The organism is Actinoplanes sp. NPDC026619 (assembly GCF_040638295.1).
GTDB lineage: Bacteria > Actinomycetota > Actinomycetes > Mycobacteriales > Micromonosporaceae > Actinoplanes.
In genome coordinates, this window is the sequence record NZ_JBEZYA010000030.1 from 41,783 (window position 1) to 56,267 (window position 14,485).

Here is a 14,485-nt window from a genome sequence, read left to right on the forward strand (position 1 = left end):
CAGGTCAGAGGTTGTTTGAGAAGGAGTGTCCGAATGCCTAGGAGGCCGTACCACATCGCTCGCCAAGAGCATCTGGGAGACATGCTCGACCGGCTGCAGCGTCTCAGCCTGATCACCTGGAAGTGGGACTACGAGGTCCGCAAGGGGCGTGAGAGCGGCAGTGCCGTCTACTGGGTCACCGAACCGGGGCGCCGCATGCGGAAGCTCGACACGAAGCGAGCTGAGGAGCTCGCGCTCAGGCTATGCCAGCAGGAGAGCATCGTGTGGCTCGCTGTCCCGCATCCGGGCGGCGAAACCCAGCGTGCCGAGACACTGCGAAAAATCGAGCAGCTCCAACGAGGCATCCAACCGGCTGAGGCCAGCACAGCGGCACCGGTTCACCCCATCGAGCCAGTTCCATTCGACCCCGCCTCCTACCCGGAACTTCAGCGACGTCTTCACGACGAACCGAGCAGCGACCGATCCGCTCAGACATTCAGTGCAGCCTGCCGTTGCGTCGAACTCGGTCTGCATGACGGTCAGGTCAAATGGTTCCTGGCTCAGTACCCGCCCCTCCTCGATAAGTACGGACGGCGCGCCGGCGGGGCCGACCGAGAGCTTGACCGAGTGATCGCCAAAGCGCGCGAGGACACATCAGGATGAAAAGTCTCAAGATCGGAGGGCCCGAGGCTGGGTCGGCATGCCGACCCGGGGCCTTCCGGTGGGGTGAGTAGCGCCCCGGGTAGGGCGGCTGCGGGAGTCATCGCCGCTCGACGACGACCAGGGACCGGGCAGACGCCGGAGCGCGCGACTGATCTAGAAAACCATCGGCACGCCGAGGCGAAGCCCGGCGAATGAGTCGAGTTCCGCCGAGGGGCCGGGCGAGGATGGCGGGGTGAAACACAAAGGGCGAGATGGAGGCCTCCGCCGACAAACGGGACAGCAAGGCCCGGTGCTCTGGGCGATCATCGACGAGTCCCTGTCGACCTTCACGGCCGATTCGGTGCTCCCGGTCGTGGCCGCCGCGATGGATGCGCCGGGCGCCGCTGCCTGGACATCGCACCTCGCCGCACTGTGGCTGCGAGTCCTACGCCGGCCACCGCGCGGCGCCACCATCGCTACCGCGAACCACGCGGCGCAGCTGGCCGACGCTGCCGTCCGGGCTGTGTCGGGACGCCCCGTCTTGGCATCGCGACCTCCGAACGATCCCCGCGAGAACGTCGGATTCAGTCTCGGTGACCGCCGCTTCCGGATCCATCCGGGCGACCACGAACATCCCTTGATGACCCTGCGCGCTCTGGCCGCGACTGCGCAGGCCGTGGACGACGACGTGCTTGCAGCTTTCGGATTTACGTTCTCAGACGTCCTCGACGTCGTTCTGGCCCACGGCCACCGCACCCTGACCCAGCTCGCCGGACAGTGGACGCCTGCCCACCGGACTGGCAGCGACCTGCTCCAGCCCCCGCTGGTCGATGCAGCGCAAGTCGCCGTCGTCGCCGCGGTGCAGGCCGCGAGCAACACCGGACTCTCGACCGTGTGCCGGAACCCGCAGCGAGCAGCGGCCGCCCTGCAATGGCTGACCCGCGATGCCCGGAAGGTGCAAGCTCGCCCGTCTGCGTTCGCGGCACCTCTGGGCCCGGTGTTGTTCGTCAGGACCGCAGACCGGGCCGTGGGCGTTCCGGCGTGCCTGACCTTGGACGTCCTCTCCGCCGCCGGCGAGGCGCTTGTTCGCCGGATCGGCAAGCGGCCGGCGGCAGTCCAGCGGATGCAGGCGCTGACGATGGCGCACGCCCACGCGCTGTACTCGAAGAAGGTCGTCGACCGGTCCGCGGACCTCCCACTGTCTGAGGCGCCGCTGATCATCGGGCCGCGAACGGTGACAACGGTCGGCAGCGGCCTGACCCAACCCGGCCTCAGCCACGCCCTCGACCAGGCCGCCGCGCGGCTCCGCGAACACGTAGGCCCGACCGACCCGGCGCCGGGCAACGCGGCCCCGGCGAAGGTGATGGTGTTCGGCGCCCCCCCCGTAACCCCGCACACCGGTCTACACGAAGCCGCCCGCGCCAACCGCCAGCTCGACACCGGCCCGCCCAGCATCCCGCCGCCCGCCATAGCCGAGCCCTTGCCGCCGGCAGCGGCGACCCTGCATGCCCGCGTACGACGCACCGACGTTAAAGGCGGCGCCACCACAAAGATCCCCATCACCCTCGCGCGCGGGCTCGTGGCGGAAGTTGAGCAGCTGCAGAACGAAGTCGCGCAACTCGCCGCCAGGATCAACGATGCCGCATCCCGGGTCGTGGACCAGCCCCGCGGCGATGCCCAGCCGGTGGGTCGGTGGCAGCAGGAGACCTCCAGCCGACTCGATCCGGACGCTACGAGATCGAGCCGAGACCAGCTGCAGGCTGATCCGGGGCATCCGGAAATCGCCTAATTTCGACTTGCTTCAGCTGGAGACAGCGGAATGAGTTAGGCCTGATCGGTGCCACGATCATTTGCCATCCGCGCCTTCATCTCACCGATCACCTCGGCGCGCGCCGCATCCAGATGACGTCTGCGCAGCACGTAGATAAGCCAGAAGATCAGCGCTAACGCCAGGTGGAGCAGCGAAACGGTGCCGAGGACAGACCACAAGATCCAGATAGCTCGCATGAGTGCCGGCGGCGGGGAGCCGTCGAAGGCCGAGCCGATCACGCGCGTTCCGCCTGCTCCCAGAGCGGTCATGACTAAGCCGGAGATCCCGCGGATCGCCATCTGCCGGATCAGCGCGCGAATATCTGCGGTGTGATCATGACGGTTCGGGACGCCAAGCATGTATCAAGTCTCCCAGGTTAACGGTACCGAGCGGGCAGAGAATGCATTGATCAGAATCGTCGGCACACCGGGGCTTCCGGCACGCGCGTAGGGGTCGCTGTTCCCAACGGCGTTGGTGTTGTTGAACTGGGTTGCCTCGCGCTGCTGCTGAGCCCGCGCACGGCGATGATCTGCAGGTCGGTATCACCGGCGGGTCTGTCGGTAGTGGGCGGCTGGTCTCGCGGCGGTTGCGTCATCGCGCCGAAGCTGCAGAGATGGCGTGCCGACGAGTTCGGTCAGCTCGCCGGTCCCGGTGCACGCCCGGCCTGGAGTACTTCGCATCAGCCGCCAGCGGCTGCGTTCCTGCGCTTTGTCTTTGCCCTACCACCCTTGCTAGCGAGCCAATGATGAGCATCAGCGCGGGTAGAAACAGCATGGCGCGAGCGAGGTCGAGCAGGTTGGCGAGTCCTCCGATGAGGGCGGGACCGCCCACGAAGCCCAGGTAGCCCAGCGCGGCGACGTAGGACAGACCGCGGCCTGCGTGTTTTTCGTCGATGTTGCCCGCGGCGGAGTAGACCTGCGGCACGACGCACGCGAGGCCGGCGCCGAGCACGGCGAAGCCGGCGAGAGCGGCTGCGGGATGGTTGGCGAGCAGTCCCGATCCGAAGCCGAGCGCGGCGAGCAGGCTCGATGCGCGCAGGAGTCGCACGGGGCCCAGGCGGGCGAGGATCCGGTCGCCAGTGAGCCGGCCGATGGTCATCGTCAGGGCGAACAGCGCGTAGGCGGCTGCGGCGGTGGCGCTGGAGCTGCCTAGGGTGTCGTGCAGGTACATGCTGCCCCAGTCCGCGGCGGCGCCCTCGTTGATCAGCGAGCAGAAGGCCAGCAGGCCGAGCAGCATGACGCGTCCTCGAGGGAACGGGCGACCCGCCGAGAGGGCATCGCTCGTATGCCGTTGCTCGCCGGTCCTCTTGGGCGCAGCGGTGGCCAGTGCCCACCGGATCGCGACGACGGCGAGCACCGTGGAGGCCGTGCCTACGGTGAGGAATGTTGCTGCGGCGCTGCGGTCGGCGTGGGCGAACGCGGCGCCGGCGGCGGCTCCGGCGACGCCGCCGATGCTGAAGAAGGCATGACAGAAGGTCATGATGGGCCGCTGGTAGGCGCGTTGAACCTCGACCGCGTTGGCGTTCATCGCCACGTTCAGCACGCCGTGGCAGATGCCGAAGGCGAGCAGAGCACCGAGTAACGCGGTCAGATTGGGCGCGTATGCGGGTCCGACGAGTCCGCCGCCCACAGTGAGCATGGCCGGGATGAGGACTCGGCGGCTGCCGAGTCGGTCGACGAGCCGGCCGGAGCCGCCCATGCCGATCAGGCCGCCCGCGGCGAGGACGACGAGGGCCAGGCTGAGCTGGCCGTCGGAGAGGTCGAGTCCGTGCATGATGGCGGGTATCCGGGCGGTCCAGGTGCCGATGGCGGCTCCGGCGACCAGGAACATCAGGCATACGGCGATCCGGGCACGCTTCAGCTCACCGCTGCCCGCGTCCTGGGCGTCGCTGGCAGCGCTCGGCGCGACCTCGGTGAGAGGTGGCCGTCGGCCAGGCACGTGCGCGACCGTGAGGTGCCGACGAGCACGCGGGCGATGTCGTCGGGTGGCTGGAGGACGTTCTTGTCCGCGAAGTTCGGCGGCGGAGCTAAGTCCGGCGACGGACGCTCGGGTGGGCGCGGTCGACGGGTGGTCGGCCCGCGCGGCGGCGGAGGTAAGGGCGGGACGAGTTCTGCACGGCCGCCGGTGTCGTCCTGCGGGGACGGTGTGGAGCTGGTGAATGGTCCAGGCTCCGGCAGTCACGGCGATGCTGATACCGATCAGGCCGAGTGCCAGGTGGGTTCGGCGGGTCCTGCCCGCGGCTGGGTTACCCGGGGAGGGCGTGGCGCGGGCACGACCCGCCGAGACCGGACGGCGACGCTGGTCGGCATGCCCATGCCAGGAGACCGGGCCACCTCGGACATCGTCTCCACCGATGGCGGTGCGCCGTTTGACGGACGGTGTCTTCGGCGAGGGTTCGAACCTGGCCACGGTGGTCTCCTGTCGATCCGTGAAACAGATGGGACGCTGGTCAGCGTCAGGTGACGAGGCGGTGCAGCACGGCGGTTTGCTGGTTGCCCGAGCCTGTACTGAGGAGCAGGGCCAATTCGGTGACCAGTTGTGCGCGTAGCCGCTGGTTGAGCTCCCAGCCGGCAACGGTGGGGGTCAGAACGGAGCGGCGCCCGTCCTGCTTTGGGGTGGTGCGCCTGAGCAGTCCCCGTTTGGTGAGGTCGGCGGCGGCGCGGGTGACGGTGCCTTTGGAGACGTTCGCCAGGGCCGCGAGCACGCCGGTATCGATTGGCCGGTGCATGACGGCCAGGTGCAGCACGTCGTAGCTCGTCCAAGTCAGGTGCGCGTCGCGCAGTACGGCGGTCTCGAGGTGCCGGCGGACGTAGTTCGCGGTGTGGCACAGCGTGGTGACCCGATCGAGACGGCGCAGGCCGGTGTCGTCTCCCGGCGCTCCGGCCTGGCCGGCCGCCAGATCCCGCTGGGCGGTGGCGCTCATGACCGCGTCCATACGGTGCTGGAGGTGGGCGGTGTGCGTGTCCGGGATCGGGTGCGGCGGTGCCGGTGATGGTCCCCGGACGGCCAGCCGAACGTCCGCAGGCCGGGCCGAAACCAAGCTTCCGGTCCGGCAACGGGCGAGGGCGCAAAGCAGAGTCGGCCGAGCCAGGCCGGCCAAGCGGGTGATTCGGGTGTGGAACGCATGCCTGGTCCTTCGGTGTGCGGGAATGGGTGGTGTCCGCGGTCGCTGCGGCGGGTCAGCGCCGGCAGTCGGCGAACTGCGGTCGGTGGTCGGGCCCGTTGTCGAGGTCGGCCAGCCAGCGGTTCATCAGCGCGAAGGCCAGTGGGGCGGTGGGGTGCAGGTTGATCGAGTGACCGGTTGCCGGCAGGATCGCGGCGGTCAGGTCGGCGCTGTGTGGGAAGGCCGGGCGTTCGCGCTGGCAGATGTCGGCGGGGGTTGCGCAGGGCTGGGCAGCCCCGCAGAACAGGGCGTCGGTGGCGCCGAGCACGAGCAGTACGGGGATCTGGATGGCGCGGCTGTAGCGCAGTTCGTCTTCGGGGGTGAAGGTGAGTTCGCCGGTGGTGGCCGTGGTCTTGGTGCTCTCGTCCCACGCCGCTACGTCGGGGCTCGTGTCGGGATTGAGGAAGTAGTCGGCGCGGCTGCCGGGCCGGGTGGTGAGGTATCCGTCCGGCGGGGCACTGGCGGCGAATTGGGGGTCCTGACCGGCCGGGTAAAGGTCGGTGGTGAAGCGGGTCATCGCGTCGAGGTTGATGTCGTGCAGCAGGCCGGTGAGTACGAGCGCGTCGACGTCGCGGTAGGTGGCGGCTTCGGCCATCCAGATGACGGTGCCGAAGGAGTGGCCGACGCCGATGACTCGCGGGTAGTGGCCGAGGGTGCCGTTGCGCAGTGCGTGGAGGATCTGGTGGGTGGCGGCGGCTTCGCTGGTGGTGGTGACCTGCGCGGCGGGTGGCCGGTCGCTGTCGCCGGTGCCGAGGCGGTCGAACAGGTAGACGGCGTCGCCGGCGGCGAGCGCGGCGGCGACCTGGTTGTTGTTCGGGCCGGGGCCGGTCCAGTAGCGGTGGGTGTAGGTGAGTCCGGAGACCAGCACCTGCACGGTGGTGGTCTGGTGGCGGGGCTGGCACAGCCAGCCCGCGATCCGGTACGGGACAGGTCTGGGCGTGGTGAGGGTGACGGTCATTTCCTGGCGGGTGCAGCCGCTCGCGGGGCGCTCGCGCGCCGGCGCGGCCTGGGCAGATGACACGGCAGGCAGCGCCGACGCCACCAATGCCATGAGAAGCACGGCCAAGAGATGGTGGCGCGGCGGACGCGGGGGGGTCGTGTCTGCGGTTGCGGGGTTCGCGGTCATGGCGATTTCTCCTTCATTCGTGCACGTGGGCGTGCCTGGGGGGTCGGTATCGGGCGGGCTAGGGCTGGCCGATGGGAGCTCCGAGTTGTTGCATGAACGGGGTGGGGTCGATCGCGTTGAGGCTGCGCAGCTGGCATCGGTTCTTGCCGCAGGTGACGCCGGTGTGGACCTCGAAATGCAGGTGCGGTCCGGAGGAGTGGCCGCTGGTGCCGACGAGACCGATCGGGTCGCCCACGGTGACCTGCTGGCCGTAGACGACGTCGGGTTTGCGGACCATGTGGCAGTAGCGGGTGGCGATTTGCCCGGCGTGCAGGATCTCCACGAACCAGCCGCAGCCGGGCGTCTCGGGGCTGCCGTCGATGTCGCAGTTGCCGGTGTCGCCGTCGCAGCCGGCCCAGACGACCTTTCCGGCGGCGGCGGCGCGGATGACGGTGTACCGCTTGGCTCCGAGGTCGTCGCCCTGATGCGTCGGCCGCGACGGGGTGCGGAACCCGGACACGACGGTCGCTCGGACCGGTGGGGTCCACCCGTCCGCCGAAACCGCCGGGCTGGTGCCGCAGTCGGCGAGACTCGCCCCGGGTAGCCCGCTGATCGACGCTTTGCCCGTGACGGCGGCGACGACCTGTTCGGCGTCGTTCTCGAAGTCGGCGTACCGGTCGGGGTATCCCGACTTTTGGACCTTCTGGGCGGCGACGGTCAGCGGCAGGCTCGGCCAGCCGGAGATGCGCTGCAGGGCCTTGTAGAACGCCGTTGAGGCGTAGATGGGGTCCTGCAGCTGTGCCGGCGTGCCCCAGCCTTGGGAAGGGCGCTGCTGGAACAGGCCGAGCGAGTCGTGGTCGTTGCGTGGACCGAGGTTGCCGTGGTTGGTCAGCCGTGATTCGGTCATCGCGGTCGCCACCGCGATGACCCAGCCGCGCGCGGGGACACGATTGTGATCGCCGGTGGCGACGATGATCGCGGCGTTGCCGACCTGCGTCGAGTTCCACCGGCCCACCGCCTCGGCCGGCCCGCTGAACGAGACTCGATCGCCGTCGGGGGTGCTGGTGCAGGCCGCGGCCGCGGGGGCGTCGTCGAGGACGGCCGCCAGCGGCAGCCCGCACAAGGCGAGCAACGCCAGCGGGGTGGCGATCCACGGCCAGGCCCTCATGGCGTCGCGGTAGGTCGGGCGGCGGCCACCAGCCACCGGCCGCCGGTGTTGACGACGGTCACGCGGATCTTGCCGGCGTCGGTGGGCACGTCGGCGACGAGCACGGCCGTCGTGGACGACACCGGGTCGGGTGCGCCGGTGACGGCGTGGGCGGGCACGTTGGCCGGGTCGGTGTCGGCCAGCAGCTGGGCGTACGGCGGGGTTGCCCAAGGCTGGACGCCGGCATACCAGGCGGCTTGTTCCACTGACGGTCGCGCCCACTGGCGGACGAAAGTTTGTGCGGCCAGCAGCGCCTCGTCGGTTGGCGCCGTACTCGCGGCTGGGCTGAGATCCTCGTTGTCGTCCTCCGGCAGCGGCATGTGTTGGCTGCTCGCGGCTGGCTGGGCCGTCGTACCGGAGGATCGTGTGGTGCCGCATCCCGCGGTGAGCAGCAACAGCACCGCCGCGACGGCGAGGGCGACAGGTCGGGTCATCGCGCGTCGCCCTCGTCTGGCGGGGTAGCGAGTGCCGCGTTGGTGACCGCGGCCATCCCGCGCAGCCGCGTGTGCAAGGTGGTCAGCGCAGCAACGCGGCGGCGCGGAGTGTCGGCGGTATGGGCTTCAGCCAGCGCGGTGTTGACCGCGAACCCGTGGGTACCGAGCTCGCGCAGGATAACGAGGTAGCGCAGTACCTCGTCCGGATCCGGATCCGGGTCGCCGGAACTGATGCCGGTGGACGCGGTCGTGGTGTTCATTCCCAGTCCAGGCCGGGTTCGTCGCGCGGGTCGATCTGGTGGTCTCCATCGAGCCGGCCGTCGGTCGCGACGTCCTCCTCGATGCGGCGCCGGTTCTCCAGCTCCTCGTCCACGGCATCGGCGTCCGGGTCGTAGCCTTCGTCGGGGTGAATGCTCGGGTCGGTCATCGGTTCGCTGTCCTCCAGCTCCTCGGTCTCGGCTTCGGGGTCGGTGCCGGTGATGCGCTGGTAGAGGCCGTCGATGTCGCGGTACTGGGCGCGCAGCAGGGCGACGAGCCGGTCCCAGTCGGTGGCGGAGCTGACTTCGGCGGGCATGGTCATCGGCGTGGCTCCGTCCTGCTTGCCGGCTCGGCGTCCGGGCGGCTCGGGCGGCCGGTGAGGTCGTGGTTCGCGGCGTCGACGGCGTCGTCGCGCCAGTCGGCCGGCCAGCCGAGGTCGATGTGCCGGTCGTGGTGTTCGCCGTGGCGGCAGCGGGTGTAGTCGTCCCACGCGCGGAGCCGGTCCCGGGCGCGGCCGAAGCGTTCGTGCCACAGCAGCGGCCCGTCGGCGGTCGCGGTGTCGTCGTAGCTGACCTGCCATGCGGCGCCGAGCGCGGTCAGCTCCTCCACCAGGGGTGGATGCCGGTACCAGCAGGCCGGCAGCTCCTCGGCGAGCTGGTACCGGTCAGTCATCCAGGAGACCCAGTCGATCAACCACGCCCACGTTTGGGCGGCGGCGTCGCGGTCGAGGTCGTCCCAGCGCAGCGGCCACGGCACACTCGCCGGTGCCCTCCGCGGGCCGGCCTGCTGGCGGGCGACGGCGTCGGCGAGCGATTGGTACTGCTCGTGCAGGGTCTCGACCGCGGCGGTCAGCGTCGCGAGAGAGGCAGCGAGCTGGGCGACGGCGGCGAGGTCTGCGGGCGCGTCGGGAGGGAGCTGGAAGTCGGCGGCATCCATCTCACGCCGCCTTCGCCAGGCGCCGCCGGAACACGTCACGGCCGGCGGCAAGCTCGGCGGCGTCGTCGCGCTCCCACCAGGCGGGAACGGTGAGCTCGACCGGCGGCAGGTTGCCGACCAGGGCGATCGCGCGTCCTTCCGGCAGGGTGCGCAGGTCGGCCAGGTCGATCAGGTTTTCCCGGCGCTCGTTCTCGCTGGCCGAACCAGGCCGGCCGCCGCCCCAGGAGGCATTAGCGGTGATCTCGGTGACCTGCCCGGCCAGGGCCTGGGCATCGCGGAGCCCGGCAACATCAGTGGAGCCGCCGATGTAGAGGCGGGCGCTGGCGGAGTCGGCGATCGCCTGGCCGCCTTTGTCGCCCCACCTGTCCCGCAGCTGGTGCAGGTTCTGCGCGAACACGCTCACGGCGATCCCGGAGCCGCCGCCCTCGTTCATCAGTGACGGCAGCGAGGGCAGCGGGGCGATGTTCGCGATCTCGTCGCCGATGAAATACAGGCAGGGTTCGATCCGCCCGCCGGGCGCGGTCAGAGCGAGCCGCTTGGCCTGGTAAAGGATGTCCTCCGAAAGGGCGGCGAGCAGCGGGGCGATTAGCGCCTGCGCGTCGCGCGTGCCGACCAGATAGATGGTTCCGGATTCGCGTATCCAGTCGACCGGCCGGAACTGGGTGCCGCGCGGCGGCGAGCACGCCTGCAACACCCTCGGATCGTTGAAAGCATCGAGTGCGCCGGCGACGACGGTTTGGATGGTGTCGCGAGCCCGGCCAGTGGTCTCACGATGGCGGGTGAGCCGGTCCGCCCAGGCGTCAACGCCATGCGCCCGCAGGATCCGCTCAGGCCGTGCGTTCGCCGGGTTCTGCGACCAGGCGAGGACGTCGAGCATGGTGGCGTGCTCGTCCAGGGCGGCGGCGTGCAGCAGTCCGCGCAGGATCGTCGCGGCCTGATCCCGGAACCATTTGCCGTTCTCGACGGACTCGTCGCCGATACCGGAGCCGGCGGCGAACCCGTTCGCGCGCAACATGGCCACGATCTGGTCGTCGGCGCCTTCGATCGGAGACCACGCCATGCGGGGCACGCCGCGGACCTCGCCCTGCGGTTCGAAGATGTGCGTGGGGCCGATCTGCGCGCGCCGCTCGTAGGTGATCTCCGCGACGTCGAGACGGGTCGAGGTGGTCAGGACCGCGCCGCGCGCGTCGGCAACCGCCGGGATCACGTACCTCGTGGTTTTGTTCCCGAACCGCGGCACCGCGGCTGCCAGCAGCGTGTACTCGTTGGCCAGATACAGCGGCCGGCCGCCGGTGGCGTCATGGCCGAGGAACCGGGCCGCTTCGAGAGGGTCGCGGCGCCGGGCGTTTTTCGCGGCTCTGGCGGGTTCGTCGTCGGTGTCGGTGATCGTCAGGCCGGGCCGGACGACGTCGACCCGGGCGAGGACGGCGTCGGCTGTCAAGGCGCGATGCAGCTCGCCGGTGGTGGCGAATCCGCGGCGCCGCAACCGGATCCGGGCCAGCCGCACGGCCGGTGCCCCGACCGCGACGAGCGTGCCGGTAAACAGCAGCGCCCACATCAGGTAGATCAGCCAGGCCGGGCCGACGGCCGCGCGGGCGCGCACCGGCCACGCCGCGGCAGGTTCCGCGAGACGACTGGTCAGGCGAAGCGAGATGCCGACTGCGTCGCCGAGATCGGTGGCCGGCCATTGCTGACGGGCCAGCAGACCGGACATCTGTCCCGCCGCCCACAGCGACAGCACGGCGACGGTGGCCACGACGACGATCAGGCCGAGCAGGAAGGCCCGGACGACCAGGTCGGCGCGGCGCAGGCCCTGCCGCGGCGGGCGGTGGCCCGGCGACGAGATCGGCGGCCGGCTCATCACGACGCCACCCCGTTCGTGGCGGCCTCTAGTCGAGCGGCGTAGTCGCCGGCAGGGTGGTCGCCGGGTTCGTCGGTGGTCATGCGGCTGTCGGTGTGCACCATCGCCGTCTCCACCTGGCTGAGCTGGTGCTTGACGACGAACGATCGGGTGCCGATCTTCCACAGGCCGACGCCTTGGCGCAGGTATCGCAGCAGGTCGCTCTCCACGTCGGAGGTGCCCAGGAATTCGCGGGCCTGCTCGACGCTGCCGGTGGCCTGCCGGTAGGAGACGCGTACCCCGGAGTCCTCGATCAGGCCCCGCGCGATGCGCACCTGTTCGGAGTCGGCCGCCCCGGACGCCGCCAGATCGGAGAAGCGATGGAACGCCAATACGTTCGCGATCCCGAGAGCGCGGGCCAGTTTCATCTGTTCGCGCATGCGCCGGATCAGCGGCAGATGGCGGGCGATCAGCGCGAACTCGTCGTAGAAGCACACCCGCGGCGGCGAGTCCGGCGCCGAAAGTTCCGTCTCCAGCCACGACTGGGCGCACGTCATCGCCATCGCGCTCATCTGGTCCGACGCGCGGATGGCACGCAGGTCCAGAATCGCGCCCGGCTGGGCGAAGTCGAGGTGGGCATTGGAGGAGACCGGCCCGTCGAAGACACCGCCGAGCGCCCCGCTGATCAGCCGTTCCAGGGCGAGGCGGACCCGGCGGGAGTCGGCGGTGAACACCTCCAGCGGATAGGCGAGCGGGGTGAGCCGGTTGCGCCAGAGCTCCGGGTTGCCGGTGGCGGCGAGCACCCCGGACAAGGTGGGAGTGGCCATCCGGTCCGGGCTGGCGTCGTTCTCACGGGTGACCGCGTCGACCGCGAACTCGAGAAGGGACCGTTCGGCTTCCTGCAACGGTCCGCCGAGCTGGATCTCCAGGAGCCCTTCCAGCAGCAGCAGCCGGCGGGAGCGTTGCACCTGACGCCACTGCGCCTCGGTCTGCCCCGGATGCCGGCGGATCCCCGCCAGGGGATTCATGATGACCCCGAGGCCCGGGCCGACGCGCACCGGCGTGATCCCGGCCAGCGCGGCGAGCTGTTCGTATTCGCCTTTGTAGTCGGTGCCGTAGAACCGGACGCCGAACGGGATCCCGCGAAACGCGAGCGTCTTGAGCAGCGACGATTTCCCGGAGCCGATCTCACCCGTGACGACCATGTTCGGTGCCGTGATGATCTTCGCCCGGTATAGCTCGTGCAGGCTGAAGGTGAACGCTGACCTGCTGTAAACCTCAAGACCGATCAGCGGCCCGTCGACCGGCAACCCCGGGTCGGCCACGAACGGGAACACGCTGCACAACTGCGCCGAGGTGGTCACCAGCGGGGGCAGTTGCATCGGCCAGAACACCCGGCCTGCGGCAGTGCCGTACGCGCCGCGCCGCCCGGCCGGGACCGGCCCCAACAGCCGGTCGGTGTGCCGGTCCAAGGATCGCTGCTCGCGGGCGAGGGTGGCTTGCGCTCGGGCGAGGTCACGGGCGGCGGCCTGCTGGGTGATGCGGTCGCCGAGCGAGCCTTCCCGGCGCAGGACACGGCGGCTCACGCCGACCATCCCCGCACCGGCTTCAATCCGCGGGCGAGCGGAAGCGCCCCGGCGGCGAAAGCTTGATCCTGTTCGCCGGCGAGGCTGACGGCTTCGCAGCCGGCCCGCGACAGGATCCGCCGGACCGCGCGGACATCCCGGTCAAGGTCCGGGATCGAGGCGGCGGTGACGGTGACCAGCAGCGCGTACCGGTAGCGCACGTGCCCGGCGGCCTGCTCCCGGTCGATCTGCTCGACCGCGCGGGCTTCGTCGTCCTCGCGGGCGGTCCTGACCAGGCGCAGCTTGCGTTTGGTGACCTCGTCGCCGGCCCGGGAGACCTTTTCGCGGCGGGTTGCCAGCTGCGCGAGCGCCGCCGGGACCGGCTGCGCGACCAGGGTGACCGTCCGCCGGGAGGTGGTGCGCAGGTACAGCGGGGTGAGCCAGGTCGCCGCGACCTGCTGCCGTGGCATCTGCGCGAGCCACAACGTGCGCGAATACGCGGAGTCGTGCTGGTAGGTGTTCCAGCCGACCGTCCGGGCGGCGACCGGCCCGGCCAGCCGTGGCTGCACCCCAGCCGACACCGGCCCGCCGTCGCGGGTGGGGGTGCTGGAGCGCAGGTCGACGACTTCCTGATCGTCCGGGTCGAACTGGGTGCGGATGACCGCCGCGTAGGCACGCGGGGACAGCCAGCCGCCCGTGGCGACATCGGCCTCGCCGACGGCGGCTTCGATGCCGGTCAGCCGGTCCAGGATCACCGCGGCGATCGCCGCGTCCGTCCCGCCCGCCCGGGTGATCTCGCCCGAGAGGCGGGCGATGTCGAATACCACCGACAGGTAGATCTCGTGGCGTTGCGCGGCCGGTGCCGCCGCGGCGGTCAACTGCGCGAGCGACCGGTACGCCTCCGAGCTCGTGTCGACGGCCCGGTTGACCAGGAACCGTTGCGCGGCGTTGCCCGTGTCGGGGACCGCGCGGGCGGTCACCGACCAGCGGACCAGGCCGCTGTCGGCGTACTCGCTGCCGAGGATGTTGAGTAGTTGCGCCCAGTCGGTCAGCCGCTGGTCTTGCACGTCCAAGTCGGCCAGGATCAGGTTGGCGCCGTGGCAGGCCAGGGCGGCCGTCACCGTCTTCTCGGCGCGGTGGTGCAGGAGCCCGACCTGGGTGGTGCCGTCGGCGGCGGTCGCGGGCAGCCACACGTAGGCCGCGGCCGGGCCGGGCAGGTCCATCCACTCGTCGACGCTGTTGGGCGCGTACGGGCCGCCGCGGTACTGGCCCTGCCCGGCCCAGCGTTGCAGGACCGCGCCGGCCACGACCGGCGTCCACTCGGTGACTCGGCGGCCCTTCAACCGCAGCAGGCCGAGCGTCAACAGCAGCACGCACCCGGCGAACGCGCCGATTGCCAGACCGCGGTCGCCGGCGACCAGCAGGTTCAGCGCGACCACCGCGCAGATGACCCCTGCCAGGACGAGCATGATCTGTGACCAGGCGAACCCGAGCACCGCGCCGCGTGTCGAACGCGGAGGAAACTGGAACCTCATCAATTCTCCTC

Annotated in this window: 14 protein-coding genes; 2 read left to right on the forward strand and 12 right to left on the reverse strand. The window is 70.5% G+C overall.

Annotated features, from left to right (window positions below; genetic code table 11):
- Positions 1-81 precede the first annotated feature (81 nt).
- Positions 82-642 (forward strand): hypothetical protein, encoded by a 561-nt coding sequence (locus AB0E90_RS42350; RefSeq protein WP_360417976.1) that lies wholly within the window; start codon positions 82-84, stop codon positions 640-642.
- 289 nt (positions 643-931) lie between these two features.
- Complete coding sequence (locus tag AB0E90_RS42355) at positions 932-2,410, forward strand: hypothetical protein (protein ID WP_360417977.1); 1,479 nt, start codon at positions 932-934, stop codon at positions 2,408-2,410.
- A gap of 35 nt (positions 2,411-2,445) precedes the next feature.
- Here the strand turns inward: AB0E90_RS42355 and AB0E90_RS42360 are convergent, their stop codons facing one another.
- From AB0E90_RS42360 to AB0E90_RS42415, 12 genes are all read right to left on the reverse strand, one after another.
- A complete protein-coding gene (locus AB0E90_RS42360; protein WP_360417978.1) occupies positions 2,446-2,790 on the reverse strand; it encodes a hypothetical protein in 345 nt (114 codons plus the stop codon).
- Between the two features lie 232 nt (positions 2,791-3,022).
- Positions 3,023-4,261, reverse strand: a complete 1,239-nt coding sequence (locus AB0E90_RS42365) for an MFS transporter (RefSeq protein ID WP_360417979.1) — start codon at positions 4,259-4,261, stop codon at positions 3,023-3,025.
- Positions 4,262-4,886: 625 nt separating this feature from the next.
- Positions 4,887-5,354 (reverse strand): MarR family transcriptional regulator, encoded by a 468-nt coding sequence (locus AB0E90_RS42370; RefSeq protein ID WP_360417980.1) that lies wholly within the window; start codon positions 5,352-5,354, stop codon positions 4,887-4,889.
- Between the two features lie 256 nt (positions 5,355-5,610).
- Positions 5,611-6,552 (reverse strand): alpha/beta hydrolase, encoded by a 942-nt coding sequence (locus AB0E90_RS42375; protein WP_360417981.1) that lies wholly within the window; start codon positions 6,550-6,552, stop codon positions 5,611-5,613.
- Between the two features lie 226 nt (positions 6,553-6,778).
- Positions 6,779-7,867, reverse strand: coding sequence for a M23 family metallopeptidase (locus AB0E90_RS42380; RefSeq protein WP_360417982.1), 1,089 nt, complete (start codon positions 7,865-7,867; stop codon positions 6,779-6,781).
- Positions 7,864-8,340 (reverse strand): hypothetical protein, encoded by a 477-nt coding sequence (locus tag AB0E90_RS42385; RefSeq protein ID WP_360417983.1) that lies wholly within the window; start codon positions 8,338-8,340, stop codon positions 7,864-7,866. The genes AB0E90_RS42380 and AB0E90_RS42385 overlap by 4 nt, the downstream gene beginning before the upstream one ends.
- Positions 8,337-8,600, reverse strand: coding sequence for a hypothetical protein (locus AB0E90_RS42390; protein WP_360417984.1), 264 nt, complete (start codon positions 8,598-8,600; stop codon positions 8,337-8,339). The genes AB0E90_RS42385 and AB0E90_RS42390 overlap by 4 nt, the downstream gene beginning before the upstream one ends.
- On the reverse strand, positions 8,597-8,920 hold the full coding sequence (locus AB0E90_RS42395; protein WP_360417985.1) for a hypothetical protein: 324 nt from the start codon (positions 8,918-8,920) through the stop codon (positions 8,597-8,599). The genes AB0E90_RS42390 and AB0E90_RS42395 overlap by 4 nt, the downstream gene beginning before the upstream one ends.
- Positions 8,917-9,534 (reverse strand): hypothetical protein, encoded by a 618-nt coding sequence (locus AB0E90_RS42400; protein ID WP_360417986.1) that lies wholly within the window; start codon positions 9,532-9,534, stop codon positions 8,917-8,919. The genes AB0E90_RS42395 and AB0E90_RS42400 overlap by 4 nt, the downstream gene beginning before the upstream one ends.
- A gap of 1 nt (position 9,535) precedes the next feature.
- Positions 9,536-11,395 (reverse strand): TraM recognition domain-containing protein, encoded by a 1,860-nt coding sequence (locus AB0E90_RS42405; protein ID WP_360417987.1) that lies wholly within the window; start codon positions 11,393-11,395, stop codon positions 9,536-9,538.
- Positions 11,395-12,960 carry a hypothetical protein gene (locus AB0E90_RS42410; protein WP_360417988.1) on the reverse strand — a complete coding sequence of 522 codons (1,566 nt, stop codon included), beginning with the start codon at positions 12,958-12,960 and terminating at the stop codon, positions 11,395-11,397. The genes AB0E90_RS42405 and AB0E90_RS42410 overlap by 1 nt, the downstream gene beginning before the upstream one ends.
- Positions 12,957-14,474, reverse strand: a complete 1,518-nt coding sequence (locus AB0E90_RS42415; protein ID WP_360417989.1) for an SCO6880 family protein — start codon at positions 14,472-14,474, stop codon at positions 12,957-12,959. Before AB0E90_RS42415 ends, AB0E90_RS42410 begins: the two co-directional genes overlap by 4 nt.
- Between the last annotated feature and the right edge of the window lie 11 nt (positions 14,475-14,485).

What these genes read in the sequence shown, in the direction of transcription:
- AB0E90_RS42350 (WP_360417976.1), top strand. Translation starts at nt 82, where the DNA reads ATGCTCGACCGGCTGCAGCGTCTCAGCCTGATCACCTGGAAGTGGGAC.
- AB0E90_RS42360 (WP_360417978.1), bottom strand. Translation starts at nt 2,790, where the DNA reads ATGCTTGGCGTCCCGAACCGTCATGATCACACCGCAGATATTCGCGCG.
- AB0E90_RS42365 (WP_360417979.1), bottom strand. Translation starts at nt 4,261, where the DNA reads ATGTTCCTGGTCGCCGGAGCCGCCATCGGCACCTGGACCGCCCGGATA.
- AB0E90_RS42370 (WP_360417980.1), bottom strand. Translation starts at nt 5,354, where the DNA reads ATGAGCGCCACCGCCCAGCGGGATCTGGCGGCCGGCCAGGCCGGAGCG.
- AB0E90_RS42375 (WP_360417981.1), bottom strand. Translation starts at nt 6,552, where the DNA reads ATGACCGTCACCCTCACCACGCCCAGACCTGTCCCGTACCGGATCGCG.
- AB0E90_RS42380 (WP_360417982.1), bottom strand. Translation starts at nt 7,867, where the DNA reads ATGAGGGCCTGGCCGTGGATCGCCACCCCGCTGGCGTTGCTCGCCTTG.
- AB0E90_RS42385 (WP_360417983.1), bottom strand. Translation starts at nt 8,340, where the DNA reads ATGACCCGACCTGTCGCCCTCGCCGTCGCGGCGGTGCTGTTGCTGCTC.
- AB0E90_RS42390 (WP_360417984.1), bottom strand. Translation starts at nt 8,600, where the DNA reads ATGAACACCACGACCGCGTCCACCGGCATCAGTTCCGGCGACCCGGAT.
- AB0E90_RS42395 (WP_360417985.1), bottom strand. Translation starts at nt 8,920, where the DNA reads ATGACCATGCCCGCCGAAGTCAGCTCCGCCACCGACTGGGACCGGCTC.
- AB0E90_RS42400 (WP_360417986.1), bottom strand. Translation starts at nt 9,534, where the DNA reads ATGGATGCCGCCGACTTCCAGCTCCCTCCCGACGCGCCCGCAGACCTC.
- AB0E90_RS42405 (WP_360417987.1), bottom strand. Translation starts at nt 11,395, where the DNA reads ATGAGCCGGCCGCCGATCTCGTCGCCGGGCCACCGCCCGCCGCGGCAG.
- AB0E90_RS42415 (WP_360417989.1), bottom strand. Translation starts at nt 14,474, where the DNA reads ATGAGGTTCCAGTTTCCTCCGCGTTCGACACGCGGCGCGGTGCTCGGG.